This is a genomic window from Aeromonas sp. 11P (assembly GCF_051920165.1).
Classification (GTDB): Bacteria; Pseudomonadota; Gammaproteobacteria; order Enterobacterales; family Aeromonadaceae; genus Aeromonas; species Aeromonas veronii.
The window spans coordinates 1,078,787-1,104,346 of the sequence record NZ_JBQBDJ010000004.1 but is presented as its reverse complement, the minus strand read 5'-3'; the positions used below and the strand labels follow the sequence as shown (position 1 = coordinate 1,104,346).

The window sequence follows — 25,560 nt, the reverse complement described above, 5'->3', positions numbered from 1 at the left end:
TGCTCAGAGCGGCATCACCCGGGTGGTCAGGCCGGCGCCGAGGCGCTGAACCCACACCAGGGTGGTGCGGCCGCTATGAATGGTCAGCGGCAACTGACGCTGGGCGGCACCCGCTCCCAGAGTGAGGTTCACCTCACCCTCCGGCACCATCCCCTGCCAGCTCGATGCCTGCGCCGGCAGTGTCAGCCAGCTGCGGGTATCGGCCCGCTCGGAGAGGGTGTTGAAGATCCCCACCAGAATATTGCCCACATCCCCTCCCTCTTTGGCTGCGGTGCGGCGCATCTGCTCCTTGGCCACCAGCCGCAGCGCCTGGCGGGTCAGCATGCCGGGCAGCCGCTCTTGCAGATCTTTGGCGGCCAGCGCTTCCAGCCTGACCAGCTCGCTGGTCTGCTCGACCCGCTTGCCGACTTCCACCGTCAGCGGGCCGGTGTCGCTGGCCCGATTATCGTAATAGGGGATGGCGACGGTAAAGGTACGAAAATCGCCGCGGGAGGTGGAGATGGGGAGCGGCAGGAACAGTTCGCGCCGTGCCGGGATCAAACCATCTTCAAACAGCACCACCAGTTGGCCTTGATCTTTTGCAAGCGGCGGCGCTTTGCGGCCTATCTTTTTCTCGGTCTCGCGGATCTCGTCCGGTGAGCCACGCAGCCGCGCCAGACGCAGCAAGGCATCTTGCAGGCTGCGGTTGTCCGGCGCTATCTGGTAGCCGCGCTGATAGTCGACCCAGGCATCGTTGAGGTCCCCGGCCGCCTCATAGAGCACGGCAGAAAAATAGAAGGTGTAGGCGTTCTGAAAACCGTTTTTGACCTTGCCGATCAACCGGTCGAGATCCGGTGCGCCGCGCGACATCAGCTGGCGCATCTCGCCTTCTGCTTCGGCCTCTTCGCTCTCATCCTTCGCCTTGCGCACCTCATCGGCTCGCCGTCTCAGGGCCTGCTCCTGCACCTGATTGGCCCGGCGCACCTCCACCAGGGCACCATCGGCATCACCCCGTTGCAGATAGTTGAGGGCCAGATAGTGGTGCAGCATGGTGCGTTCGTAATCGGGAGTACGATAGGCCATCGACTGATCGTTGGTGAGCAGACTGCCCACCTGATCCAGACCGTGGCTCAGCCGGTATTCGGCCTGATTGTCTTCCCACTGAAGGCGGCTGTCGGCGGCTGTGAACGCCTGCTTGCTGCTCGCATCCTGACCGGCGAGCCAGGCAATGCGCCCCTGTTCGAGCCGATCGAGGACAAAGGTGTCATCCCCAAGGGTGGAGTCACGCACCTCGGGCAGCGCCTCGGCGGCATGGCCCAGCAGCAGCTGGTTGCGCAGGGGCACCATCTGATCGGAGTAGGAGACGAACATATCCTGCCAGCGGGAGGCGCAGCCTCCCAGCAACAGCAGGGCGCCGCAGAGCAACAGGGCGCTGCGGCAGGTTGAGGCGTGGCGATTCATTACAGGCTGAGCAGCGGTCCCAGCGGCTGGCCACCGACCAGATGCATGTGGATATGGTAGACCTCCTGCCCGCCGTGGCGGTTGCAGTTCATGATGAGGCGGTAGCCATCTTCGGCGATGCCCGCCTCGCTGGCCAGTTTGCGGGCCACGGTGAACATCCGGCCAAGGGCCAGTTCATGTTCGGCTTCCACGTCATTGACGGTGGGGATCAGCACATTGGGGATGATCAGAATATGGGTTTTGGCCTTGGGCTGGATATCTCGGAATGCGGTGACCAGATCGTCTTGATAAAGGATGTCGGCGGGGATCTCTTTACGGATGATTTTGCTGAAAATGGTTTCTTGCGCCATGGCTAACTCCCTTATATGAAACAGAAAATTGAACTAGAACCCCAAGCGGCTCCCGAAAGGGGGGCGAGCAGCACGTCAAGTGTGACACAAGCCGACATTTGACACAGCTGATGTCCCATTCCCTTCAGTTATTGTTAAAAATACCGATAGCCAGAGGGACGTCATCTGCAACGCCTGTTCAGGGTGGTCTGCAGGGTATCAAAAGGACGGGGTACTCAGGCAAGGGACTTTTGCATATACAGCGGGACAATAATGAAACAAACAATGTCGGATCTCTCCATCTTGCAGCGAGTCTACCTTGGCTTCGCGATCCTGGTGGCCGTGATGGTGGCCAGTTCACTGCTCACATTTCGTAGTCAGGAGACCTTGGGGAACGCACTGGAGCAGGTTACCCAGCAGTCTATGCCGCTGGTGATTGCCAGCAGTCAGACCCAGATCACCCTGCTCAGCGCCAACAAGTGGCTGGGGGATGTGCTCACCGAGCAGGATCCCAAACAGCTGCCGGCCGAAGTGGCCGAACTGAAACAGGCCAAGGCTGCGGTGGGCAAGAGCCTCGACGTCTTGCGCCAGCAGGTGGCCCACCACCCCGAACTGCAAGGGGAGATGAGCAGCCTCAGCCAGCAGGTCGACAGCTACCTGCAACTGACCGATACCCTGCCCGGCGAACACGAGGCGCTGCTCACCCGACTGCACAAGGTCAATCTGGCCAAGGGGCAGTTTCAGGTCAGTCTGCCCCAGTTCAAGAAGAGTTTGGGTGACATGATGGTCACCATCGACGACAGCTTTATCAAGATGCTCTCCGAGACCCTGACCACCAAGCTTTCCGCTATCGAACTCTCCACCATGGACGCCCTCAATCAGACCATTCCGGCCCCCATCGAAGGGGCGCTCAAGCGCAACAAGATGCAGATCGAGGGGTTCAACAGCACCATCAAGGATCTTCAGGGGGAGCTCAAGAACTTCGAGAACGACATGGGCCACTATGTTCACGGCTTTGTGCGCGACACCACCGCAAGCGAAGGGGTGCTCTCCCAGTACCTGGCGCTGATGAAGCAGCAGGAACAGATGCGGGAGAAGAGCAAGCAGGCCAGCGCCCTCATCGTCGAGATCCAGAACCGGCTTGAGCGGATCACCGGCCAGAGCCAGCAGCTGATGAGTCAAAGCATTCAGCACGCCAAAGCCACACAGAGCCAGAGCACCCTGACTCAGGGAACCAGCATCGTCGTCGCCATCCTGATCGCCATGCTGGTGGCTTATACCCTGGGCAAGGCCATTCGCCGTCCGCTCAGGGAGCTGCTGCGTGTGCTGACCGAAGTGACTCAGGGCGACATGACCCAGCGCATCGGTTTTCAGAGCAAGAACGAATTTGGCCAACTGGGCAGCCAGATCAACCTGCTAATTGCCCAGATGGGGGAGGTGCTGGCGCAGCTTTCACAGGCGTCGGCCCAGCTTAACGATGCCGCCCACGGCAACCGCCACACCACCGAATCGGTGCGGGCGGATCTGGAGAAACAGCGCCAGGAGACCGCCTCGGTCGCCGCCGCCATGACCCAGATGGAGGCTTCGGTGCGGGAGGTGGCGCAGGCCGCCAACCAGACCCTGGAGCGGGTGCAGGATGTGGAGAAGGCCTCCGAGATGGGGCGCAAGGTGATGGCCGGCAATATCACCACCACCCATCAGCTGGCGGGCAAGCTGCAACAGACCGGCAAGGTGATTGGCGATGTGAGCGCAATGAGCAGCCAGATCGGCAACATCCTCGATGTCATTCGCGGTATCGCCGAGCAGACCAACCTGCTGGCCCTCAACGCCGCCATCGAAGCTGCGCGGGCCGGTGAGCAGGGGCGCGGATTTGCGGTGGTGGCGGATGAGGTGCGCAGTCTGGCGGGCCGCACCGCCCAGTCCACCAGCGAGATCCAGACCATGATCGAGAACCTGCAGCAGGGGGTCGCCAAGGCGGTGACCGTGATGCAGGAGTGCTCTCGCGAAATGGACAGCTGCGTGGATCAGAGCTCTCACGCCAACAACGCTATGGAAGAGGTGCAGGGGATCGTGGTGCTGATCAGCGACATGTCGAGCCAGATCGCCTCTGCCGCCGAGCAGCAGCAGGCTACCAGCGCCGATATCGCCACCAACCTCAACCGCATTTCCGATATCTCGGATCTCAACTATCAGGGGATCGAGCGGGTAGCCGAGACCAGCCAGCAGCTGGACTCCCTTGCCGAGCAGCAGGAGAGCCTGGTCAAGCGCTTCCGCCTCAGTGCCTGATGGTCGAGAGTTGAAACAACAAGGCCCCGCAGATGCGGGGCCTTCTCTTTATTGCGGCCGTGACAAGGGGATCAGGCGTAGGCAATCGCGCCCTTGCCGACCCCTTCATAGGCGACAATCTTGACGAACTTGTCGCCCACCATCTTCTTCACTTCGCGGGCGATGTAGCAGGCCAGCAGCTCAACCGTGGTGTCAGTGTCGATCATCTCCACCTCGGCGGTGGGGATGGCCAGCTGGAACAGCCCTTGCGGCGCCACATATTTGAAGCCGCAGTGATGCTCGCCAAGCTGGGCATTGGCGCGGGGGCTCAAAGCGAGCTCGGTCAGCGCCACCTTGTCCTCCTCGGTGCCAAGGTAGATATCGCCCCAGCGTTCGGCCCAGTTGAGCTCAAGCTCCTGGTCGCGCTCACCATCGACGTGGATCTCGATGGGGGAGCGGTGGCCGTGGGCGATGCGCTGGCAGTTGCCATCGTGCTTTTTCAGGCCGTGGCTGTAGTGGTAGAAGGCACCGGTGATCGCCTCCTGACGCAGGGTCAGGGAGAGATCCTTGATATTGCCCGGCAGCCGTTTGGCCAGTACCGCCAGCAGGTAGCGGGTCACCGACTCTTTATCAACTTGCGGAGCCGGGATAAAGGCAAAGCCCTGGGATGGGCAGCGCAGATGGATGGAGCGACCCGGGCGCAGCAGATCCACTGTGCTTTCGTCACCATCCAGTGTCTCGACGTGGATCAGCGGGCACTCGGTCGGCACCAGCAGCTTGTGGTCCACCTCTTCATCGATGATCGACTTGATCAGCTTCTTTACCCGGCCAAAGTCCAGCAGCATGCTCATTTCGTTGAGCTCACCGCTCATTTCGATATCTACCAGCCAGCTCTCGCCCACCATGCCGCGGCGTTCGCAGAGGTAGCTGGAGTCGATCACGGTCAAATCTCTTACAAATAACTTCATCAGTCAGGCCTTGCTACAGAGAAAGGGCAGTTTTGCGCTATTATGACCCGCGATTATCGGCAAAGGAACTGGAACCCCCCATGAACAAACTGCTTATCAAGAATGCCACCTTGGTCAACGAAGGCCGCATCTATGCCTCCGATGTGTTGATCGAGGGGGAACGGATTGCCCGCATCGCCCCGGATATCGAGGCGCCCGATGCGCTGGTTATCGATGCCGCAGGTCGCCATCTCATCCCCGGAATGATCGATGATCAGGTCCACTTCCGGGAGCCGGGATTGACCCACAAGGGGACTATCGCCAGCGAATCCCGCGCCGCCGTCGCCGGTGGCACCACCAGTTTCATGGAAATGCCCAACGTCAATCCCCAGACCACCACCCTCGACGCTCTCGAAGCCAAATACCAGATCGCCGCCAACTCCTCCGTCGCCAACTACAGCTTCTATCTCGGCGCCACCAACGACAACCTTGCAGAGATCAAGCGTCTCGACCCCAAGCAGTCCTGCGGGGTCAAGGTGTTTATGGGCTCCTCGACCGGCAACATGCTGGTGGACAATCAGGAGACCCTGGCGGCCATCTTCCGCGAGAGCCCGGTGATGATCGTGACCCACTGCGAAGACACCCCGACCATCGCCAAGGCGGAAGAGGCGGCGCGGGCCAAGTGGGGCGAGAATGTGCCGATGGGTGAGCACGGCCGTATTCGCAGCGACGAAGCGTGCTACAAATCCTCCAGCATGGCGGTGGCGCTTGCCAAGCAGTACGGTGCCAAGCTGCATGTGCTGCATCTGACCTCGGCCAAGGAGCTGTCGCTCTTTACCGCCAGCCATGACCTGAGCGAGCTGAAGGACAAGAACATCACCGCCGAGGTGTGCGTTCACCACCTCTTCTTCAATGAAGCCGATTACGAGACCCAGGGCAGCCTGATCAAGTGCAACCCTGCGGTGAAGAGCGCCGCCGACCAGCAGGCGCTGCTGGATGCGGTACGCAACGACGTGCTCGACATCATCGCCACCGACCACGCCCCCCACACTTGGGAAGAGAAGCAGAACAGCTACTTCAAGGCGCCGTCAGGCGTGCCGCTGGTGCAGCACTCTTTGCAGGCGCTGCTGGAGCTTTACCACAACGGCGTGTTTACCCTGGAGACTATCGTCAAGAAGACCTCCCACGCGGTAGCCGAGCGCTTCCAGGTGCAGGATCGCGGTTATATCCGCGAGGGGTATTTCGCCGATCTGGTGCTGCTGGATCTGGGCAAGCCCTATGTGGTCAACGATGACAACATCCTCTACCACTGTGGCTGGTCGCCCTTCAACGGCTACCGCTTCCACAGCACGGTGGAGATGACGCTGGTGAACGGCCAGATCGCCTGGCAAAACGGGCAGGTGACTGACCAGATCCTGGGCAAGCGGCTGACCTTTAACCGCTGATTGTTCGTAAAGCAGGCGAACGCACCGTGGCCGAGGAATTGGCGGCGTTTCCCTGTTGACAGGGCAGGGTCATCTCCATAAACTCTGCCCCCGTCAGCCGAGCTGATTCCGTCGGTGTGTAGCGCAGCCAGGTAGCGCATCTGCATGGGGTGTAGAGGGTCGGAGGTTCGAATCCTCTCACACCGACCAAATTCCCCGGTAAAGGCCTTGTCAAACGACAAGGCCTTTTCTTTTTCCTGCGATTTGCCGCACAGGCGCGAAGCCAGTGGTGATGCACGCTGGTCGCTGCTGGCGTGAGCAGATTGTGCAGCCACCGCGCTTTATGGTGTAGTAACAACTCTGTTGCTCATTTGCCTGTCGAGGCCTCTCGTGTCTGCATCCGTATCTAAACCCTGTTGTCTGCTGATGCTCACCCTGCTGCTGGTGGGTTGCGCCACCCCTTACGAGAGTGAAAAGTCGTTCTGGAACGGCCAGACCGGTTTCTCCCAAACCCGGCTTGGCCCGGACAAGTGGCAACTGGAGTTTGTCGGCAACGATCTGGTGGACAGGGAGACCGCCCGCAAATATGTGCTCAAGCGGGCAGGGGAGCTGGCACTGGCAGAGGGTTACTCCTGGCTCAAGGTCGATGAGCTGACCATTAACCGCGATGCCGTCAGGGTGACCCCATCACGGCCGATCTTCGGCTTTGACGAGGATGAACCGGATCTCTTTATGGCCCAGATGCAGGTGCAGCACACCATCTCGGCGCTGCTCACTTTTCGCCTGTTGCCACGGGCACTCGATGAGCGAACTCTGGATGCGAAATATCTCGCCGAAATCAAAATAAACAGTGATTAATATTGGTGTTTTGCAAGATCTATATCACATGTACCTAATGGCAGGATAAAATTCTGGAGAAAGCCTCTAGATTTACCCCCTGCTTTTAGGCATTCTCCCAGCATACCAGCCGCCAGGAATCAACGGCTCGGATCACAAAAACGGACTGTAGTGGCTCCCACGCCACTGTTTACGGCTTGCACCAATCAAAACCGGGACTCCCCCATGAAAATGAATAAACTGACGGTCGCCATCCTCATCTCCATGATGTTTGGCATCCTCACCGGCCAGGGCTATCGCATGTTTGCCGCAGATCAGGCTGCGGATTTCGCCAATAACATCACGATCCTGACCGATATCTTCCTGCGCCTGATCAAGATGATCATTGCTCCTCTGGTCTTCACCACCCTGGTGGTCGGTATCGCCAAGATGGGCGACACCCGCACCGTGGGGCGTATCGGTGCCAAGACCCTCGGCTGGTTCATGCTGGCCTCTCTGATGTCCCTGAGCCTGGGTCTGGTGATGGTCACCCTGATGCAGCCGGGTGTGGGCCTCTCCCTCTCCCTGCCCAATGATGCCGCTACCTCTGGCATCTCTGCCGGCGCGATTACCCTGAAAGATTTTGTGACCCACGCCATTCCCAAGAGCGTGGTCGAGGCGATGGCCACCAACGAGATCCTGCAGATCGTGGTCTTCTCCCTCTTCTTCGGTCTGGCTGCCGCAGCGCTCGGCGATCTGGCCAAGCCGGTAGTGGTGCTGATGGCCAGCGCTGCCGAGATCATGCTGAAAGTGACCGGTTATGTGATGAACTTTGCGCCGTTCGCGGTGTTTGGCGCCATCGCCGCCATGGTGGCCAAAGAGGGGCTGGGTATTCTGGTTACCTACGGCAGCTTTATGGCCCAGTTCTATATTGCGCTGGCCTGTCTCTGGCTGCTGCTGATCGCCATGGGCAGCGTCTTCCTGCGTGGCCGTGTCATCAAGCTGCTGGCGATGATCCGCGAACCCATTCTGCTCGCCTTCTCGACCGCCAGCTCCGAAGCGGCCTATCCGAAGACCCTGGATCGTCTGGAGAAGTTCGGTTGTGACAAGCGCATCGCCAGCTTCGTGCTGCCGATGGGGTACTCCTTCAACCTCGACGGCTCCATGATGTACTGCACCTTCGCGGTGATGTTCATCGCTCAGGCGTATGGCATCGAGCTCTCCATGGCCCAGCAGATCACCATGCTGCTGCTGCTGATGGTCACCTCCAAGGGGATGGCCGGGGTACCGCGCGCCTCTCTGGTGGTGATTGCCGCTACCTTGAACCAGTTCCATATTCCGGAAGCGGGCATCCTGCTGTTGCTGGGTATCGACCACTTCCTCGATATGGGCCGCTCTGCCACCAACGTGCTGGGCAACGCCATCGCCGCCAGCGTGGTCGCCAAGACCGAAGACAGTCTGGGTGAAACCGTCGCGCTGGGCGAGAGTGAGCCAGCCAAAGCCTGATCACAACGCCATGAAAAATAAACAACAACGGCCCGCCAATGCGGGCCGTTGTTGTTTATGGCTCGTCTACACTGCTAGAGAGTTTCCATCTGGAGTGTACGGTTATGAATATTGCTCGCCGACTGCAACTGATAGCCCTGCTGGTTATCCTTGCACTCATTTTTCTCAGCTGGTTCAGCATCAACCGCCTCGATTCGGCCAATCGGGATTTAGGCTATGTAACGGACAATACGGTGCCGAGTATTTCGCTGATCAAGGAGGTACAGGCCGATTTCTATGAATTGCACTCGTTGGTGCAGACACATGTGCTCAATACTGACACCGGCAAGATGCAGCAGATCGAAACGGGTATCACCGAGATACGGGGACAGATCACTTCACTGCTCGACAAATACAAAGCCGAGCTGCTCTCCAATGATGAAGATCGGCGCCTGACCGACGATGATCAACGTATTGTCGCGCAATATTATCAGGAGATAGACAAGGTGCTGCAGCTCTCCCGCCAAAATAAAAATGATGAAGCAAGAGACATGCTGGCGGGAGAGGCCTACAGATTGTTCCAGCAGTTTGCGAAGGCGATTGAGCTTCACGTTACCTTCAATATCGATCTGGGATTGGAACTGAAGGCGCAAGGCAAGGAAAACTACGACAACAGCTTGCAAACATTGCTGTTTATCGCTGGTGGTACCACCGTACTGACGTTGGGGCTGTTTGTCTGGTTGTTCAATCAGGTGGCCAACCCCCTTCGCACCGCCATGGATACCCTGACCCGGATCCAGCGTGACCTCAACTTTACTCTCAGAGCGGATGTCAGACAGCAGGATGAGATTGGCCTGACCCTCAATGCGGTCAACCGGCTACTCGATACGCTGCAGCAGACATTCACCGAGTTTTCCGTCGGCAGCTTGCAGATCAAGAGTACCGCCGAATCCCTCTCCCAGGCAGCACAACACCTCGCCAGTTCGGCCAGTCAGGCCAATGATGCTACCAGCCTGATCGCCGCCGGTGTGGAAGAGATGACGGTCAGCATCACAGATATCTCCCAACGTACTCAGGAGACGAGCCGTATCACCAACGAGTCGGGACAGCTGGCGACCGAGGGGGGCAGAACCATCGATCGCACCGTAAATGCCATTAACGAGATTGCCGATTCCATCCGGCAGGCCTCGGCCGAGGTCATTGCACTGGGTGAGGGCATTTCGCGCATTGGCGGTGTGGTCAACGTGATCCGTGATGTGGCGGGGCAGACCAACTTGCTGGCCTTGAACGCGGCCATTGAAGCGGCGAGGGCCGGGGAGTCCGGCCGTGGCTTTGCGGTGGTGGCGGATGAGGTGCGCAAACTGGCTGAGCGTACAGCCCAATCCACCCAGGAGATCTCCGCCACGGTAGAGGCGATCCAGCAGGAGTCGAACAATACGGTCTCCCGCATGCATCTGGTGGAGGAGAAGGTGAGCCAGGGGGTCACCATGGCGACCGAGAGTGGCGCCATTATTGCCGAGATCCGCAGTGCGTCGCACCGGGTGATGGAGCAGGTGGGCGAGATCACCAATGCCATCCGCGAGCAGAGCTCTGCCGCCGAGTCGATTGCCCATCAGGTGGAGCAGATTGCTCAGGTCGTGCAGCAAACCAGCAGTACAGCAGAGGAGACCTCAGCCGCCGCCGAGGAGCTCAATGTCACCACCGAGAGCATCCACCAGCAGATATCCCGCTATCGTATTCAGTAACGCCGAGAGTTGTTATCCATCCGCTATCCCCGCCAGCTGGCGGGGATTTTTTTATATGGCTTGCTTAGAAGCCTGAGCCCGGTTGCTGCAAAAATACCGCCTCTTCCGGTGTGCTGGTGCGACCCAGTATGTCGTTGCGGTGGGGGAAGCGGCCAAAGCGTTCGATGATCACCTGATGGCGACGGGCAAAGTCGGCAAAACCGGCAAAGGTTGCTTGCGCCGGTGTGCCAGCCTGCTCGGCAGCCAGTGCTTCGAACAGCGCCACACTTCTGGCCTGTTGTTCGCGGGATTCGGCATGTTCCAGCGGCAGATAGAAGAAGACCCGCTCCAGTGGCGAGAGGGATTTGTCCGCCCCGATGGATAGCCCTTTCAGGCAGAGATCCCTTGCCAGCGGATCCTGGGCAAAGGCCGCAGGCGTGCCGCGATGGATATTGCGCGGCAGCTGGTCGAGCAGCAGGATCAGCGCCAGCCGACCGCTGGGGAGATCGGCCCAGTGGGCGAGACTGCCCTTGGCTGCCGCCTCTGCCAGCTCGCCAAAGCGGCTGGCCAGCAGGGCATCCGTTTTGCTGTTTTTTCCCCACCAGAGCGGGGCTTGCCGTGTGGCCCGCAGGACATCATCGGCTTCGTCGCCAAACCAGAGAGCGAGCAGTGGTTGCCAGGGTTGCATGGGAACTCCTTGAGGTGATTCAGAGGGAACCAGGAACAAATGGCTCAGGGGTGCTGCCGAAACGGCGGCTTCTCGTTACACTGTGCCATCTTTTGCCCGAAAGACGTAACCCCGATGGCGAGCACCGGATTCTTGGCTCGGCCGATGATGGCCTGCGATGCCATGAGGTGGTCCTGTTGACCTTGGTGGTTATCGGGACGTACACCTCTCTCCCGGGGTTGTTCTCACTGAGATAAGGAATCTTTGATATGGCCGGAACCAGTTTGTTGGCCCTGCTCGACGATATCGCCAGCGTGCTTGATGACGTGGCGCTGATGACCAAGGTCGTGGTGAACAAGCGCGAGACATTTTTCGGGAAGACGTTTCTCACTGATATAAGGGATCTTTGATATGGCTGGAACCAGTTTGTTGGCCCTGCTCGACGATATCGCCAGCGTGCTTGATGACGTGGCGTTGATGACCAAGATGGCGGCGAAGAAGACTGCCGGGGTGTTGGGGGATGATCTGGCCCTCAACGCGGAGCAGGTTTCCGGAGTGCGTGCAGAGCGGGAGCTGCCGGTGGTGTGGGCGGTGGCCAAGGGCTCATTTCGCAACAAGCTGATTCTGGTGCCCGCCGCCATCGCCATCAGTGCGCTGGTGCCCTGGCTTATCACGCCACTCTTGATGCTGGGAGGCGCCTACCTCTGCTTTGAGGGGGCCGAGAAGCTGGCCCACAAGTTCCTGCCTCATGAAGTGAGCGAAGGTGAGGCACACACAGCTCCTATTCCCGATGATCTGGTGGCCTTCGAGCAGCAGAAGGTAAAGGGAGCGATCCGCACCGATTTTATTCTCTCTGCCGAGATCATCGTCATCGCCCTTGGCACGGTACAGGGGGCAAGCCTCGCGCTGCAGCTCTCGGTAGTGGCGGGCATCGCCCTGCTGATGACCATCGGGGTCTACGGGTTGGTGGGACTGATCGTCAAGCTCGATGACATTGGTCTGCATCTGCTGCAAAAGCCTGATGGCAGCGCCCTGCGCCGCGCGGTGGGGCAGGGACTGTTGGTGACGGCGCCCCGTCTGATGCACCTGCTGGCACTGGTCGGCACCATAGCCATGTTTATGGTGGGCGGCGGCATTCTGGTGCATGGCTGGCCCTTTGCCCATCACCTGATTGAAGGCGCAGCCGCTGTCGTTGCCACTCTGCCCACAGTGGGGGCCGTACTGGCGGCGGTGACGCCGACGCTGCTCAACGCCGTGGCTGGTGTGGTGGCGGGTCTGCTGCTGGTTGCCTTGATGACGCTGGTGAGCCGTCTTGCCCCGGCCAAGGGATAAGTGAGTTTGCGGGCCATTTTCTCTTTTTTCCTCTCTTCATTTTTTGGCCGGCGGGATGCCCGGTTTCGGACTTGCTGCCCGCAGGTCTGTTGCGCCTCCCGATGAAGGTCTTTGTGAGAAGCTATGTATCAACAACAGTGGAATAATGACCATATCTACCCGGGCCTCGATAGCCCAGAGCTGGAAGCGGACATGCGCGCAGCCCGCCACGCGCTGGAAGAGCTGGCCAGCTATATGGCGGGTCTGGACGGGGTGCGCGGTGATGACGCAGCGCTGCAGGATTTCTTGCGGGAAGTGCGGCTGCGCGCCCGTGATATTCGCCATATCGGCTGGAACGTCGCCATTCTGGCCGCGTGCCGCGGCAGTCAGGATGCGCGGGATCCGCAGGCCAAACAGCTGGCGTCCCGTGCCCGCGCCCTTAATGCCGATCTGTTCAAGACGCTAGCGCCGGTGGAAGATCTGATGCTGGCGTTGCCAGAAGAGGAATTCGCCGCGCTGATGGCGGATCCGCTGCTCGGTGAAGAGGCGTACCGCTTGCGCCACGAGCGTCGTTTGCAGGATCAGCGCTTGCCGGTGGCGGCGGAGCAACTGGTGATTGGTCTGGGCACCGATGGTCTGCACGCCTGGGGCAACCTCTATAACGATCTGGTGGGCAAGATCCGGTTAACCATTGATGGCCGCGAGATGGGGCTGGCCGAGGCGAGCAATCTGCTCTCCAGCCCGATACGTGCGCTGCGTTTAGAAGCCTTTGATGCCATCAGCGCCGGTTGGGAAGGGGAGCAGGAGACGGTCGCCGCCATCCTCAATGCCCTTAACGGCTGGCGGCTGGAGCTGGCCCGTCAGCGCGGCAACACCCGTTTGCTTGATGCGCTGGATCTCTCCTGCCACCAGAGTCATATCGAGCGTGCCACCCTCGATGCCCTGATGAGCGAAACCTGGCGAGCCCGTGGGTTGGGCCAGCGTGCGCTGGAGCTGATGGCCGAGCGCCTTGGTCTCGACGATCTGGGGCCGGAGGATCTCTTTGCGCCGCCGCCAGCTTCCAGCAGTCGTGACATTCCTTTTGATGAGGCGATCGAGTTGATTGCCGATGCCTTTAGCCGTTTCGATCCCGAGATGGGGGCATTTGCCCGCATGATGGCCGAGAAGGGGTGGATTGATGCAGCGCCCACGCCAAATCGCCGCACCGGCGCCTACTGCACCAAGTTTGCCGAACCGGTCGAGCCGCGGGTCTTCGTCACCTATGCCGGCACCATGGATAACGTCATTACCCTGGCCCATGAGCTGGGCCACGCCTGGCACAACTGGGTGATCCGCGATCTGCCGATGAGTCAACGCAGCTACCCCATGACGCTGGCGGAGACCGCCTCCATTTTCGCCGAAACCCTAGTGCGCAGCGCCCTGTTCGAGCAGGCGCAAAGCCCGGAAGAGCAGCTGGCCATCGCCTGGGCTGAGGCTGACGGTGCGGCCACCTTCCTGGTCAATATCCCGGCCCGTTTCGACTTCGAGCGGGCGCTGGTGGCCGAGCGGGTGCAGGGTTATGTATCCGCAGAGCGACTCAAGGCGCTGACCGACGAAGCGTGGGGGCGCTGGTATGAGGGGAGCCTGACCCGCTATCATCCCATGTTCTGGGCGGCCAAGGCGCACTTCTCCATCGCCGGGCTGGGCTTTTACAACTACCCCTATCTGTTCGGTTATCTGTTCAGCCTCGGGGTCTATCAGCAGTTGATGAGCCGCAAGGCGGCGGGGGAAGAGGGCATTGCCGAGGCCTATCGTGCCTTGCTGCGCGATACCGGCCGGATGAGCGCCGAAGAGCTGGTAGCCAAGCATCTGGGGCAGGATATCCGTGAGGCCGCCTTCTGGCAGGGGAGTCTGGCACAAGTAGCGCAGGAGGTAGAGCGCTTCGCGCAGTTGCCTGCCTGATTGGGTCAGCGGTGATATGAACAACAGGCCCCCGGACAGTCTCGCTGTCCGGGGGCCTGTTTGCTATGCCTGTTCTTGCTGCGGTTTGATGGGACCAACGAACAGAGGACGGGTCTGGTGAGTCAGATCCGGCTGATAGCCGTTGAAGAAGAGGTTGAGCAGCACCGAGCTGATGGTGGCCAGCAGGATACCGCTATGAAAAAGCGGTTGTAGCTGCGCTGGAAGCTGTTGGAAAAAATTCCCGGAGACCGTCGGGATCATGCCAATTCCGAGACTGATGGCGACGATATAGAGGTTGTGACGGTTGCTGTTGTAATCGGTGCGCGCCAGGATGCGAATGCCGGTGGCCAGCACCATGCCGAACATGACGATACCAGCGCCCCCCAGCACGAAGGGCGGGATGGAGGCGACCAGCACCGACATCTTGGGGATGAGGCCAAAGGCGAGCAGGATCCCCCCGGACATCACACAGACCCAGCGACTCGATACTCCGGTCACGCTCACCAGACCGATATTCTGGGAGAAGGAGGTGTGGGGGAAGCTGTTGAATATCCCACCAATAATGGTGCCGATGCCATCCACCCGCAGCCCGCGCACGATATCACCGCGCCTGGCCGGATGGCCAACGATGTCGCCAAGGGCCAGAAACATCCCCATGGATTCGATAAAGGTGATGAGCATGATGACGGTGAGGGTGGCGATGGAGATGGGATCGAAGGTGGGCCAGCCGAAGGCGAAGGGCACTATGGGGGCAAACCAGGCTGCCTCGCCGAGGCCATCTAGGCTCACTTCGCCCATGGTGATGGCCACCACGAAACCGAAGATGATCCCGAGCAGCACCGAAATATTGCTGAAAAAGCCCTTGGTGAAGCGGGTCACCAGCAGGATAAAGACGAGCACCAGAAAGCTGGTGCCGATGTAGCGCAGGCTGCCATATTCCGGATTACCCTTGCCCCCCGCCATCCAGTCGATCCCCACCTGCATGATGCTGATCCCGATGGAGGTGATAACCACCCCGGTGACGACGGTGGGGAAGAGCGGCATCAGCCGACCTATCAGCGGCACCAGCAGGGTCGAGATGATACCCGCGGCTATGGTGGCGCCGAAGATGCCCGTCAGCCCCAGATCCGGGTTGGCTCCGATGGCCAGCATCGGCATCACGGCAGCAAAGGTGACCGACATGATGACCGGCAGCCGGATCCCGGCAAAGCGGCCAATCCCGACACATTGCAGCAGGGTGACGATGCCGCAGCAGAAGAGATCCGAACTGATAAGGTAGGAGATCTGCTCCTTGGGCAGCCCCAGACTGCCGCCAATCACCAGTGGCACCGCCACGGCGCCGGCGTACATCACCAGCACATGTTGCAGGCCCAGGGTAAAGAGTTGGCCCATGGGGAGCATGCGCTCCACTTCATCCACCGGGCGCTTGCGCGCACCCGGTCGGGGGGAGGGGGGATTGGTCTCGTTCATGAACAGATCACTCCTTGAAGCCCGCGCAACTGCTACAGGCAAGATAGTGAAAGCCGTAGCTTTCCCGGTCATTGATCTCATGTATTGACAGAGGTGCCAGATCCCTCGGCAGTAGTAAGAGGGGTCCGGGGCAGCACGGGTCAGTGCACAAAACATGCACAACGCTGCTCACGAGCGAAAACGTTTGGCGATAACGCCTTGTTTTTGCGGGATGAGTCACATACCGGCCAGATAAGTGTCCGGCTGCTGGCAGGGGAAGGAGGTGAGGGCATCTCAGATTGGTAAGGGGTTTATCATTATTGGTCTGGCGATCTCACTTTGATAGCCGGGCACCAGAGGGTTGCTCGCAATGCGCCCCTCTGCATGTGACGGCGCTCGCGGGCCGCAGGGCGTAATCGGGGGCAGGGGCGTGATCCAAAGCAAGAAAGTTGGATGTTTTGGTGGCGCACGGGGCCGCCGCTGGGGTAGTTTCGATAAAACCGACACAGATCCTGAGGTCTTATCCATGATCATCTATCTGCATGGCTTTGATGCCACCAGCCCAGGCAATCACGAGAAAGTGCTGCAGTTGCAGTTTATTGATGATGATGTGCGTTTCGTGCACTACAGCACGGTTCACCCCCGTCATGATATGAGCCATCTGCTCAAGGAAGTGAAAAAACAGCTCGATATGAGTACCGATCCCAAACCGCTGATCTGCGGCGTGGGTCTTGGTGGCTACTGGAGCGAGCGGATCGGCTTTCTGTGCGGCATTCGCCAGGTGATCTTCAACCCCAACCTCCATCCGGAAGAGAACATGCAGGGCAAGATCGACCGGCCGGAAGAATATGACGATATCGGTACCAAGTGTGTAACTGAATTTCGTAAGAAAAATTCAGGAAACTGCCTGTGTATCCTTTCCGTTCAGGATGAAGTGCGCGATAATCGGGACACTGAACGTGAATTGAAGAACTATTACGACATCGTGTGGGATGAGCGCGAGACTCATAAGTTCAAAAATATCTCGCATCATCTGCAGCGGATGAAGGCCTTCAAAGAAGCCTGATCCATCACGTCGATCGATTTCGTTTTAGGGAGCCAATGGCTCCCTTTCGTTTTGAGGAACCGAGGAAAATCATCATGATGAATATTGTCGTTGTAGGCGGCGGCGCCGGTGGCCTGGAGCTGGCCACCAGTCTGGGTCGCAAGCTTGGCAAGAAGAACAAGGCCAAGATCACTCTGGTCGATCGCAACCGCACCCACCTGTGGAAGCCCCTGCTGCACGAAGTGGCCACCGGCTCCATGGACGCGGGCATCGATGCTCTGAGCTACCAGTCTCACGCCAAGAACCACGGTTTCGACTTCCAGCTCGGCACCCTGACCGACATCAAGCGTGACGATAAACGCATCGTGCTGGCCCCGATCCACGACGATAATGGCGACATCGTGGTCAACGAGCGCGAGCTGCCCTACGACTATCTGGTGATGGCCATCGGTTCTGTCTCCAACGACTTCAACACCAAGGGCATCAAGGATAACTGTATCTTCCTCGATAGTCCCTCCCAGGCGCACCGTTTCCACAACAGCATGATGAACCGCTTCTTGCAGTTCGCCACCGAATATAAGCCGGGAGACAAGGTGAAGATTGCCATCGTCGGCGGCGGCGCAACCGGCGTTGAGCTCTCTGCCGAGCTCTACAACGCGGTCGAGCAGCTCTACGCCTACGGCTTCAAGAACCTCACCACCGACAGCCTGAAGGTGACCCTGGTGGAAGCGGGCCCGCGCATTCTGCCGGCTCTGCCGGAGCGCATCAGCGGTGCCGCCCATCAGGAGCTGGTCAAGCTGGGTGTGGACGTGCGTACCGCCACCATGATCACCGAAGCGACTGCCGAAGGTCTGCACACCAAGGATGGCGAGCTGATTGAAGCGGACCTGATGGTGTGGGCTGCCGGTATCAAGGCACCTGACTTCATGAAGGATATCGCTGGTCTTGAGACCAACCGCATCAACCAGCTGGTGGTGAAAGAGACCCTGCAGACTACCCGTGACGAGAACATCTTCGTTATCGGTGACTGCGCTGCCTGCCCGCAGCCGGATGGCAAGTTTGTGCCGCCGCGCGCCCAGTCTGCCCACCAGATGGCCAGCCAGGCGTTCAAGAACATTCTGGCCAAGATGAACGGCGGCGAGATGAAGCCCTACCTCTACCACGACCACGGTTCGCTGGTCTCCCTCAGCCGCTTCTCCACCGTGGGCAGCCTGATGGGTAACCTGATGCGCGGCTCCATGATGGTGGAAGGCTACATCGCCCGTCTGGTGTACATCTCCCTCTACCGGATGCACCAGATCGCCCTGCACGGCTACGTCAAGACCGGCCTCATCATGCTGGTGGGTCGCATCAACCGGGTACTGCGCCCGACCCTGAAGCTGCACTAAACCGGGATTTGGCACCATGTTGAATACCAAAAGGAGAGGCGATGGCCTCTCCTTTTTTATGGGCGCAGATCAGGAAAGAGAGAGCTACTTGCCCAGATAGGTACGGTCGAAGAAGGTATTGACCCAGTGAGGGCGGTAGATGGCCAGCACCGTCATCGCCATGCCGTTGAGCAGCGCTTCGGGGAACAGCAGCAGTGGCCAGATGGAGAGGTAATCCGCCGTGATGGTGTGCCAGGGGTAGCTGTCGCTCAGCCCCATCAGCAATGCGCTGGCGGCCACCTTGACCGAGATGGTGATGGCGCCGCCGAGAAAGGCGGCCACGAAGATATAGACAAAGAGATGGCGCGGCAGCCAGGCCCAGCTGGCCAGAAAAAGCAGCCAGCTGGTGGCTACCGGCAGGGCGATGCCCACCAGTGCCTGCCAGCCAAAATCGGCCAGATTGGTGACACCGAAGTAACCGAGCACCAGTAGGGTCAGGCAGGGGGCGAGCAACGCCAGCCGCCAGCCGAGCAGCAGGGTGAGGGAGGTGAGCCCGAGAAAATGGACCTCCAGCCCCTCATGCAGACCGGCTCTTAGATACCAGAGCGGCACCAGCGCGATGGCACTGCCCAGCAACAGGTGCTGATAGAGGGGGTTGTCATGGAGGGTCTGCCACAGGGAGCGGCGCAGGCTGAAGGCCAGCAGTACCAGCCAGATCAGGAGGGCGGCGAGTTGTCCTTCACTCATCTTGTCGTCCATTCATGCAGTAGAGTCCGGGCGGCCTTCCCGACCGCCCCATAGCAGAGCAGGCTGACGAATCAGCCTGCTTTTACCATCAATATTTGACGTTGTTGTGGTACTTGCCGAGGATGCCCTTGACCCGTTCCATGGTCTCCTTGCTGGGGGGCTTGATCCCGCTCAGCTCGTACGGGTCACCCAGCACATCCCACTTGTGTTTGCCGAGCTCATGGTAGGGGAGCAGCTCCACCTTCTCCACGCTCTCGCCCAGCTCGGCGATAAACTGACCCAGCCCCTCGGCGCTCTCGTCGTCGTCGCTCCAGGTCGGTACCACCACGTAGCGGATCCACATGGTCTTGCCTTTGGCTGCCAGATAGCGGGCAAACTCCAGGGTGTATCTGTTGCTGACGTGGGTCAGCGGAATGTGTTTCTCGTCATTGATCTGTTTGATGTCGAGCAGCACCAGATCGGTCTGGTCGAGCAGCTTGTCCACCTGTTCGTCGAGATGGCGAACGAAGCCGTTGGTGTCGAGACAGGTGTGGATCCCTTTCTCTTTGCAGGCGGTAAAGAGTTCGGTAATGAAAGCCGGTTGCAGCATGGCTTCACCGCCGGACGCTGTCACGCCACCGCCGGAGGCATTCATGAAGTGGCGATAGCTGGTGATGTCACTCATCAACTCCGGTACGGTCACTTCGCGGCCACCTTCGGTATCCCAGGTATCGCGGTTGTGGCAGTACTTGCAGCGCATCAGGCAGCCTTGCATGAATACGATAAAGCGTATTCCCGGGCCATCGACAGTGCCGCAGGTTTCGACGGAATGGATCCGGCCAACGGTGCCGTGAGCTCCGGCTGGCTGGCTGATTTCAACGGCAGGGATCCGAGTAATGACAGACATAAACAACTCCAACGATTCGAGCAGGCCGTTATTTTATTACATAAACCCCTATTGATCCTACACCTTTAGTCCGGCGCCCGGCTGCCAAGCAGCTGCTCAAGCCCCTTGACTGTGAGCGGCCGACTGGTGAGAAACCCTTGATAATGCTGGCATCCCAGCGCTTTGAGGATGGTCAGCTGCGCTTCCTCTTCCACCCCTTCGGCGGTGACGGTAAAACGGAAGACCTGGGCCAGATCGAGTATCGCCTTGACGATGGCTCTGTCCTGTTCGCTATGTACCAGGGTTTGAATGAAGCTTCTGTCCAGCTTCACCTCGTCTGCGGGCAGATCCCGCAGATAGGCCAGCGACGAGTAGCCGGTGCCGAAGTCATCGATGGAGATGAGGATGCCGAGCTCCTTGAGCTGGCGCATTCTGGCAATACTCTCCTGCCTATTCTCCAATACTACTGATTCGGTCACCTCCAGCAGCAGGCGGGAGGGGGGCACACCGGTGTCGCGCAAGATGTACTCCACCTGTTGCACGAAGCCCTGGGTGTGGAACTGGCGGGCACTGACGTTGACCGACAGATGGGGGATCTGCAGGCCACGGTTGAGCCAGAAGCTGTATTGGGCGCAGGCGGCTTCATCACCCAGTAGCCGATCTCGAGGATCAGGCTGGTCTCTTCGGCGATGGGGATAAACTCCCCGGGTGGCACCATGGTGCCGTTGCTGCGCTGCCAGCGCAGCAGCGCCTCGATACCCGACAGCGAGCCATTGTCGACCCGGTATTGCGGTTGATAGTGGAGTTGCAGCTCGTGGTGACGCAGGGCATCGCGCAGCTCATTGGTAAGGGTCAGCCGGTTCTTCTCATGCTGGGCCATCGCCTCGGTAAAGAATACGTAGTGGCCCTGACCGGCGCGCTTGGCCATGTGGGTCGCGGTGTCGGCCTGTTGCATCAGGACCAGATGATCCGTCTCGTTGCCGGAGAAGAGGCTGATCCCCACCGAGGCGCTGCAGTGAAGTTTGTGATCGCCGATGTCGAACGGGGTGCGAAACAGCCCCATCAGCTCGCGGGCGAAGTGCTCTGCCAGAATTTTGGCGGTGACTTCCCCTTGTCCGAGCTGGGTAAAGAGCAGGGCAAACTCGTCCCCCGAGATGCGCGCCTGCACCAGATTGTCCTGGGGCAGCTCCCTGAAACGCTGCACCACGGCCTGCAGCAGCAGATCGCCGCAGGCGTGACCGAGAGAGTCGTTGATCGACTTGAAGTTGTCGAGATCCACCAGCAGCAGGGCGCCCCACTGGCCGTTGGTGGCGCTCAGGGTCTGCTGCAAAATATGGTTGAGGCTGCGGCGGTTGTGCAGACCGCAGAGATCGTCGTAGTAGGCGAGCTGCTCGATATGTCTGGCCGCCTCTTTTTCCTGGGTGATGTCGTAGAAGCTGCAGATAAAGTGGCTGAGCTCCCCCTGCTCATCCTTGACGCCGTTCACCATCAAGCGCACCGGAAAGAGGTGACCATCCTTGTGCAGGCAGCGCTCTTCCCCAAGCCAGAACTCCTGCTCGTTGACGGTGCGGCTGACATCTTCCTTGAGATGATCCCCGTAGTAGGTGGGGCGCAGCTTGCGAATGGAGTGACCGATCACCTCTACCTCGCCAAATCCGGTGATCCGGCTGAAGGAGTGGTTGACCTTGAGGATGATGCCGTTGTGATCCATCACGATCAGCCCATCGTGGGTATTAAAGGCTACCTCGGCCAGCCGCAGGGCATCGTCGGTGGCGAGGCGCTTGAGTTCGATGGCGGCCCGCTCGTGCTGGCTGCTCAACAGATCCAGCAGCTGTTCGGGCTCCTCAAGGGGGGTATCGAGCAGCAGGGTGATCTGGCCAATGGGGGCGCCGCTTTGACCATGGAGTGGAATGCCGATGTAGGCGCTGGCATTGAGGGCGAGCAGCCGGGTCGCCTTGGGATAGCGCACGGGCAGGTCTTCCACATAGATGGCCTGACCATGCTGGAACAGCTCCTGAGCGGGGCCGGGGTCGAGCTGGATGGGCTTGAGGGTGGAGAAGATCTCCTCGTTGATGACGCAGCGGGGGATGATCCAGAGATCCTGACCGCGGGGCTGGAACTCGCCGATCCAGCCCACCCGGGCACCGCTGGCGCTCATGGCCCAGCTTACCAGCGTCTTGCAGTAGTCGATGCCGGTCTGCTGGTGCAGTTCGGGCGGGAGGGCCAGCTCGGCGCGGTGCTCTTCCGGTTGCGGTTGCCAGTGGCCGAGCAGCTGGGCGCTGCTGCGCACCAGCTGCAACATTTCCTCGCTAAGCGGGGTGGGATCGAGATACTCCAGACTCAGCACCCCGAACAGCTTGTCCTGCTCCAGCAGGGCACCATCGAGGCGTGAGCGCACACCGGCACTGGTCAGATAGAGGTGATTGCTCAGCATCGGTTGGTGGGCCGCTTCCGAGAAGCTTAAGGATTTGCGGGTACGCAGGGCGCGGATATAGCGGCTGTCACCGCGAATGGGGTAGAGCGCCTCGACCCCCAGGGTGAACACCGGGGTGAGTTGCTCGCTGCCGAGATCTCCATTGGCCTGATAGTGCCAGAGGATGAGCCGATCGGCCCCCAAACTCTCTTTAAGGGCCTCGAGCAGGGGCGCATACTGTTGCTGGCTCGCCATCTGGCTGAGGCGCGGCAGTTGCAATGCCAGATCGGCGATGGGCTCCTGACGAAGGTTCTGCAGACAGATGAGCCAGAAGCCATCCTGCTCGTGGGCGAGGGCGATGTGCCACAACTGGCTGGCAAAGCGCACGGTGATTTTGCCGCCATGGCCGTTGGCCAACAGTTGTTCGATGGGCAGGCGCAGGGCATCGGGCAGCTGGGCAGGCCAGGGGGCTCGCGGTTCATCGAGCCAGTAGAGCGGGGTTTGCATCACGTCGGTCAGGGCGACCAGCCGTTGACTGCGCAGATCCAGACGGAAAAAGAGTGGCGTCTGGAGGGCAGGAGGAAGATGACTGAGTGCGGTAGACGACATGAACAAACAACATCCTGTTAAGCAACCGTCGGGGTTGCAAGAATACTGCAAAATGGTGTGAAACAAAATTTCATTGAATTCTAAATTAGAAAAGTCTAATTTATTGCCCATTATCATGTATGAGGAGTCTTGCAGATGAAACGGATCCTGATTATCGGTGGTGTCGCGGGGGGCGCATCGGCGGCGGCTCGTGCTCGTCGTTTGAGTGAAGAGGCAGAGATCGTGATGTTCGAGCGGGGCGAGTTTGTCAGCTTCGCCAACTGCGGTCTGCCCTATCACATCGGGGGCGATATCCCCGACCGGGATGCCTTGCTGCTGCAGACTCCCCAGAGTTTCAAGCGCCGTTTCAACGTCGATGTGCGGGTCTTCCACGATGTGATCGAGATCGACAAGGCGGGCAAGACCTTGCTGGTGCGCAACCTGCAAACCGGTGAAGAGCTGCGCGAGCATTACGATGTGCTGCTGCTGAGCCCGGGGGCGGCGCCGATCCGTCCTCCCTTCCCCGGTATCGACAGCCCCCATGTCTACACCCTGCGCAACATCCCGGACATGGATCGCATTCTGGCGGCCCTGCATCACGATCAGCCGCGCCACGTTACCGTGGTGGGTGGCGGCTTTATCGGGCTGGAGATGATGGAGGCACAGCACCAGCGCAAGCTGGATGTCACCCTGCTGGAGCTGGCCGATCAAGTGATGGCACCGGTGGACAAGGAGATGGCCAATATGCTCCATGCCCGCATCCGGGAAGAGGGGATCGACCTGCGCCTGCGCACCGGCCTCACTGCCATCGAGAGTCTGGATCTGCCTGCCGAGAAGACCTCTGCCGTGCCGACCGCCAAAAGCGGTGGCCTGCGCCTGACCCTCAATGACGGCTCTCACCTCGACACCGGCCTGCTGATCCTCGCCATCGGCGTCAAGCCGGAAACCCTGCTCGCCGCCAAGGCGGGGCTGGAGCTGGGCCCACGGGGCGGCATCAAGGTGGATGCCGGGATGCGTACCTCGGATCCCTTCATCTATGCGGTGGGGGATGCGGTGGAAGAGATTGACTTCGTCACCGGCGAATCTGTGCTGATCCCGCTGGCGGGCCCGGCCAACCGGCAGGGGCGCATCGCCGCCGACAATATGCTGGGCCGAAGCGAAACCTACAAGAAGACGCAAGGGACCGCCATCTGCAAGCTGTTCGATCTGGCAGTGGCCAGCACTGGCCTCAACGAGAAGCGACTGGTGCAACTGGGATTGCCGTTCGAGAAGGTTTATGTCCATCCGGGCAGCCACGCCGGTTACTACCCGGGAGCACATCCGGTCAGCCTCAAGCTGCTGTTTGCCCCGGATGGCAAGATTTATGGCGCCCAGGCCATCGGCAAGGATGGCATCGACAAGCGCATCGACGTGCTGGCGGTGGCCCAGCGCGCCGGTCTCACCGTGTTTGACCTGCAGGATCTGGAGCTCACTTATGCGCCGCCGTTCGGCTCGGCCAAGGATGTGATCAACATGGCGGGCTTTGTGGCAAGCAACCATCTGAAAGGGGACACCCTGCTCTGCCACGTGGCCGAGGTACAGGCTCGTAACCCCCATCAGCTGGTGGTGGATGTGCGCAACGGCCCGGAGCTCGACAAGCTGGGCCGTATTCCGGGGGCGCTGCATATACCCCTCGACGAGTTGCGTGGCCGCCTCCATGAGTTGCCCAAAGAGAAAGAGCTGCTGATCAGCTGTCAGGTCGGGCTGCGCGGCCATGTCGCCTGCCGCCTGCTGAGCCAGCACGGTTTTAAAGTGAAGAATCTCTCCGGCGGCTTCAAAACCTGGCAGATGGCCACCGCCGAGTAACCGTTTTATTTCTGTGCCTGTTTGCCCCTCTCCCTTGTGCGTGCAAGATGAGGGGCTTTTTGTTTCTGCTTTTTGCCCTTCTTGCATTCACCTCGTTGCTGCAATATTTCGACACACTTTATTTCCTGTGCCGGACAAAATTAACGTTTTGTTCAGGGGATGGGTGCTATAACCCCTGCCTCGTTCATGATGAACCGTGTAGTAGGGAGAGTGACATGCTGGATATGCTGATGGCCATTTGGCATCAGGATTTTGACGCCCTGGTTCAGATGCAGGCGGTACCCCTGCTGATCAGTTGCCTGATGCTGGTACTGCTGCTGGAGTCCGCATTCGTCTTCCTGCCCCTGCCGGGGGACAGCCTGGTACTACTGGCCGGTGGGTTGGTTGGCATGGGTGTGTTTGGCCCTGAAGTAACACTTATTTATCTGCCGTTGGCTGCTGGCATAGGTTCTGTGCTCGCCTACTGGCAGGGACGGGCCCTGCAGCGCACCCGCTTTATGGATCATATCGAACGGATGTTGCCTCCCGACAGCCTGCCCAAGGCGACCCGCTTGCTGAAAAAGTACGGTTTTCTGGCGATGTTCTCCTCCCGTTTTATCCCGTTTGTGCGGGTGCTGACCCCTATGCTGATGGGGATTGGCCGCTTGAGCGTGCTGCGCATGTGCGTGGCCAGCTTTGCCAGTGCCTTTATGTGGGCACTCTGCCTCAGTTTGGTGGGCAAGCTGGCGATGAATACCCCCTTCTTCCTCCACCACAGCGAACTGTTGACCCGGGCCCTGCTGATTACCTCGCTGGTGCTGTTTCTGGCGGCCGTCATGGCTATCCTGTTTCGCTGGTTCAAAGGCGGAGCAAAAAACGAGACCAGCCACGACTAGATGACAACCCTTGCCGC

Annotated in this window: 19 protein-coding genes, 1 tRNA gene and 1 pseudogene; 13 read left to right on the top strand and 8 right to left on the bottom strand. The window is 59.7% G+C overall.

The features are described from left to right. Nucleotides 1–3: 3 nt before the first annotated feature. Together ACTG1P_RS05105 and hinT are read right to left on the bottom strand one after the other, a co-directional pair. Entirely contained in the window at nt 4–1,440 is a 1,437-nt protein-coding gene (locus tag ACTG1P_RS05105) for a COG3014 family protein (RefSeq protein WP_440000657.1), read from the bottom strand. Continuing rightward, nucleotides 1,440–1,790, bottom strand: a complete 351-nt coding sequence (gene hinT, locus ACTG1P_RS05100) for a purine nucleoside phosphoramidase (protein ID WP_021231009.1) — start codon at nt 1,788–1,790, stop codon at nt 1,440–1,442. Before hinT ends, ACTG1P_RS05105 begins: the two co-directional genes overlap by 1 nt. A 252-nt stretch (nt 1,791–2,042) precedes the next feature. Between hinT and ACTG1P_RS05095 the strand changes: the two genes are divergently transcribed. Next, entirely contained in the window at nt 2,043–4,055 is a 2,013-nt protein-coding gene (locus tag ACTG1P_RS05095) for a methyl-accepting chemotaxis protein (RefSeq protein ID WP_100646263.1), read from the top strand. Between the two features lie 71 nt (nt 4,056–4,126). Here ACTG1P_RS05095 and ACTG1P_RS05090 read toward each other — a convergent pair whose 3' ends face one another. Then, nucleotides 4,127–5,002 carry a 6-pyruvoyl trahydropterin synthase family protein gene (locus tag ACTG1P_RS05090; protein WP_042053203.1) on the bottom strand — a complete coding sequence of 292 codons (876 nt, stop codon included), beginning with the start codon at nt 5,000–5,002 and terminating at the stop codon, nt 4,127–4,129. Between the two features lie 80 nt (nt 5,003–5,082). Here ACTG1P_RS05090 and ACTG1P_RS05085 point away from each other — a divergent pair, with 80 nt between their 5' ends. The 5 genes from ACTG1P_RS05085 to ACTG1P_RS05065 all read left to right on the top strand — a co-directional run bounded on the left by ACTG1P_RS05085 (nt 5,083) and on the right by ACTG1P_RS05065 (nt 10,451). Beyond that, on the top strand, nt 5,083–6,426 hold the full coding sequence (locus ACTG1P_RS05085; RefSeq protein ID WP_129503690.1) for a dihydroorotase: 1,344 nt from the start codon (nt 5,083–5,085) through the stop codon (nt 6,424–6,426). Between the two features lie 112 nt (nt 6,427–6,538). Further along, nucleotides 6,539–6,615 (top strand) — tRNA-Pro (locus tag ACTG1P_RS05080). Between the two features lie 216 nt (nt 6,616–6,831). Next, nucleotides 6,832–7,263, top strand: coding sequence for a CC0125/CC1285 family lipoprotein (locus ACTG1P_RS05075; RefSeq protein ID WP_076492150.1), 432 nt, complete (start codon nt 6,832–6,834; stop codon nt 7,261–7,263). 204 nt (nt 7,264–7,467) lie between these two features. Then, nucleotides 7,468–8,727: a dicarboxylate/amino acid:cation symporter gene (locus ACTG1P_RS05070; RefSeq protein WP_440000656.1), complete on the top strand. Its 1,260-nt coding sequence runs from the start codon at nt 7,468–7,470 to the stop codon at nt 8,725–8,727. Nucleotides 8,728–8,831: 104 nt separating this feature from the next. Further along, nucleotides 8,832–10,451: a methyl-accepting chemotaxis protein gene (locus ACTG1P_RS05065; protein WP_440000655.1), complete on the top strand. Its 1,620-nt coding sequence runs from the start codon at nt 8,832–8,834 to the stop codon at nt 10,449–10,451. Between the two features lie 64 nt (nt 10,452–10,515). Here the strand turns inward: ACTG1P_RS05065 and ACTG1P_RS05060 are convergent, their stop codons facing one another. Beyond that, entirely contained in the window at nt 10,516–11,118 is a 603-nt protein-coding gene (locus tag ACTG1P_RS05060) for a DUF924 family protein (protein WP_440000654.1), read from the bottom strand. Nucleotides 11,119–11,366: 248 nt separating this feature from the next. On the opposite strand from ACTG1P_RS05060, the gene ACTG1P_RS05055 reads away from it, so the two are divergent. The 3 genes from ACTG1P_RS05055 (at nt 11,367) to ACTG1P_RS05045 (ending at nt 14,349) form a co-directional block, all read left to right on the top strand. Continuing rightward, the gene (locus ACTG1P_RS05055; RefSeq protein ID WP_021231002.1) at nt 11,367–11,507 is read left to right on the top strand and encodes a hypothetical protein; all 141 of its coding nucleotides are present in this window, start codon (nt 11,367–11,369) and stop codon (nt 11,505–11,507) included. A 1-nt stretch (nt 11,508) separates the two neighbouring features. Further along, nucleotides 11,509–12,429, top strand: coding sequence for a DUF808 domain-containing protein (locus ACTG1P_RS05050; RefSeq protein ID WP_440000653.1), 921 nt, complete (start codon nt 11,509–11,511; stop codon nt 12,427–12,429). Nucleotides 12,430–12,552: 123 nt separating this feature from the next. Next, nucleotides 12,553–14,349 carry a M3 family oligoendopeptidase gene (locus ACTG1P_RS05045; protein WP_440000652.1) on the top strand — a complete coding sequence of 599 codons (1,797 nt, stop codon included), beginning with the start codon at nt 12,553–12,555 and terminating at the stop codon, nt 14,347–14,349. Nucleotides 14,350–14,412: 63 nt separating this feature from the next. On the opposite strand, the gene ACTG1P_RS05040 is transcribed toward ACTG1P_RS05045, so the two are convergent. Continuing rightward, nucleotides 14,413–15,819, bottom strand: coding sequence for a nucleobase:cation symporter-2 family protein (locus ACTG1P_RS05040; protein WP_440000651.1), 1,407 nt, complete (start codon nt 15,817–15,819; stop codon nt 14,413–14,415). A gap of 505 nt (nt 15,820–16,324) precedes the next feature. Between ACTG1P_RS05040 and ycfP the strand changes: the two genes are divergently transcribed. After that, nucleotides 16,325–16,864, top strand: coding sequence for an alpha/beta hydrolase YcfP (ycfP, locus tag ACTG1P_RS05035; protein WP_005334000.1), 540 nt, complete (start codon nt 16,325–16,327; stop codon nt 16,862–16,864). A gap of 74 nt (nt 16,865–16,938) precedes the next feature. Continuing rightward, on the top strand, nt 16,939–18,231 hold the full coding sequence (locus ACTG1P_RS05030) for an NAD(P)/FAD-dependent oxidoreductase (RefSeq protein WP_021230998.1): 1,293 nt from the start codon (nt 16,939–16,941) through the stop codon (nt 18,229–18,231). A gap of 84 nt (nt 18,232–18,315) precedes the next feature. On the opposite strand, the gene ACTG1P_RS05025 is transcribed toward ACTG1P_RS05030, so the two are convergent. From ACTG1P_RS05025 to ACTG1P_RS05015, 3 genes and pseudogenes are all read right to left on the bottom strand, one after another. Then, nucleotides 18,316–18,957, bottom strand: a complete 642-nt coding sequence (locus tag ACTG1P_RS05025) for an energy-coupling factor ABC transporter permease (RefSeq protein WP_005361550.1) — start codon at nt 18,955–18,957, stop codon at nt 18,316–18,318. An 88-nt stretch (nt 18,958–19,045) separates the two neighbouring features. Continuing rightward, the gene (gene pflA, locus ACTG1P_RS05020) at nt 19,046–19,843 is read right to left on the bottom strand and encodes a pyruvate formate lyase 1-activating protein (protein ID WP_440000650.1); all 798 of its coding nucleotides are present in this window, start codon (nt 19,841–19,843) and stop codon (nt 19,046–19,048) included. Between the two features lie 65 nt (nt 19,844–19,908). Next, a pseudogene (locus ACTG1P_RS05015) lies at nt 19,909–22,844 on the bottom strand (sensor domain-containing phosphodiesterase). A gap of 135 nt (nt 22,845–22,979) precedes the next feature. Here ACTG1P_RS05015 and ACTG1P_RS05010 point away from each other — a divergent pair. After that, on the top strand, nt 22,980–24,668 hold the full coding sequence (locus tag ACTG1P_RS05010; RefSeq protein ID WP_440000649.1) for an FAD-dependent oxidoreductase: 1,689 nt from the start codon (nt 22,980–22,982) through the stop codon (nt 24,666–24,668). A 215-nt stretch (nt 24,669–24,883) separates the two neighbouring features. Then, entirely contained in the window at nt 24,884–25,543 is a 660-nt protein-coding gene (locus ACTG1P_RS05005) for a DedA family protein (RefSeq protein ID WP_005333990.1), read from the top strand. Nucleotides 25,544–25,560 lie beyond the last annotated feature (17 nt).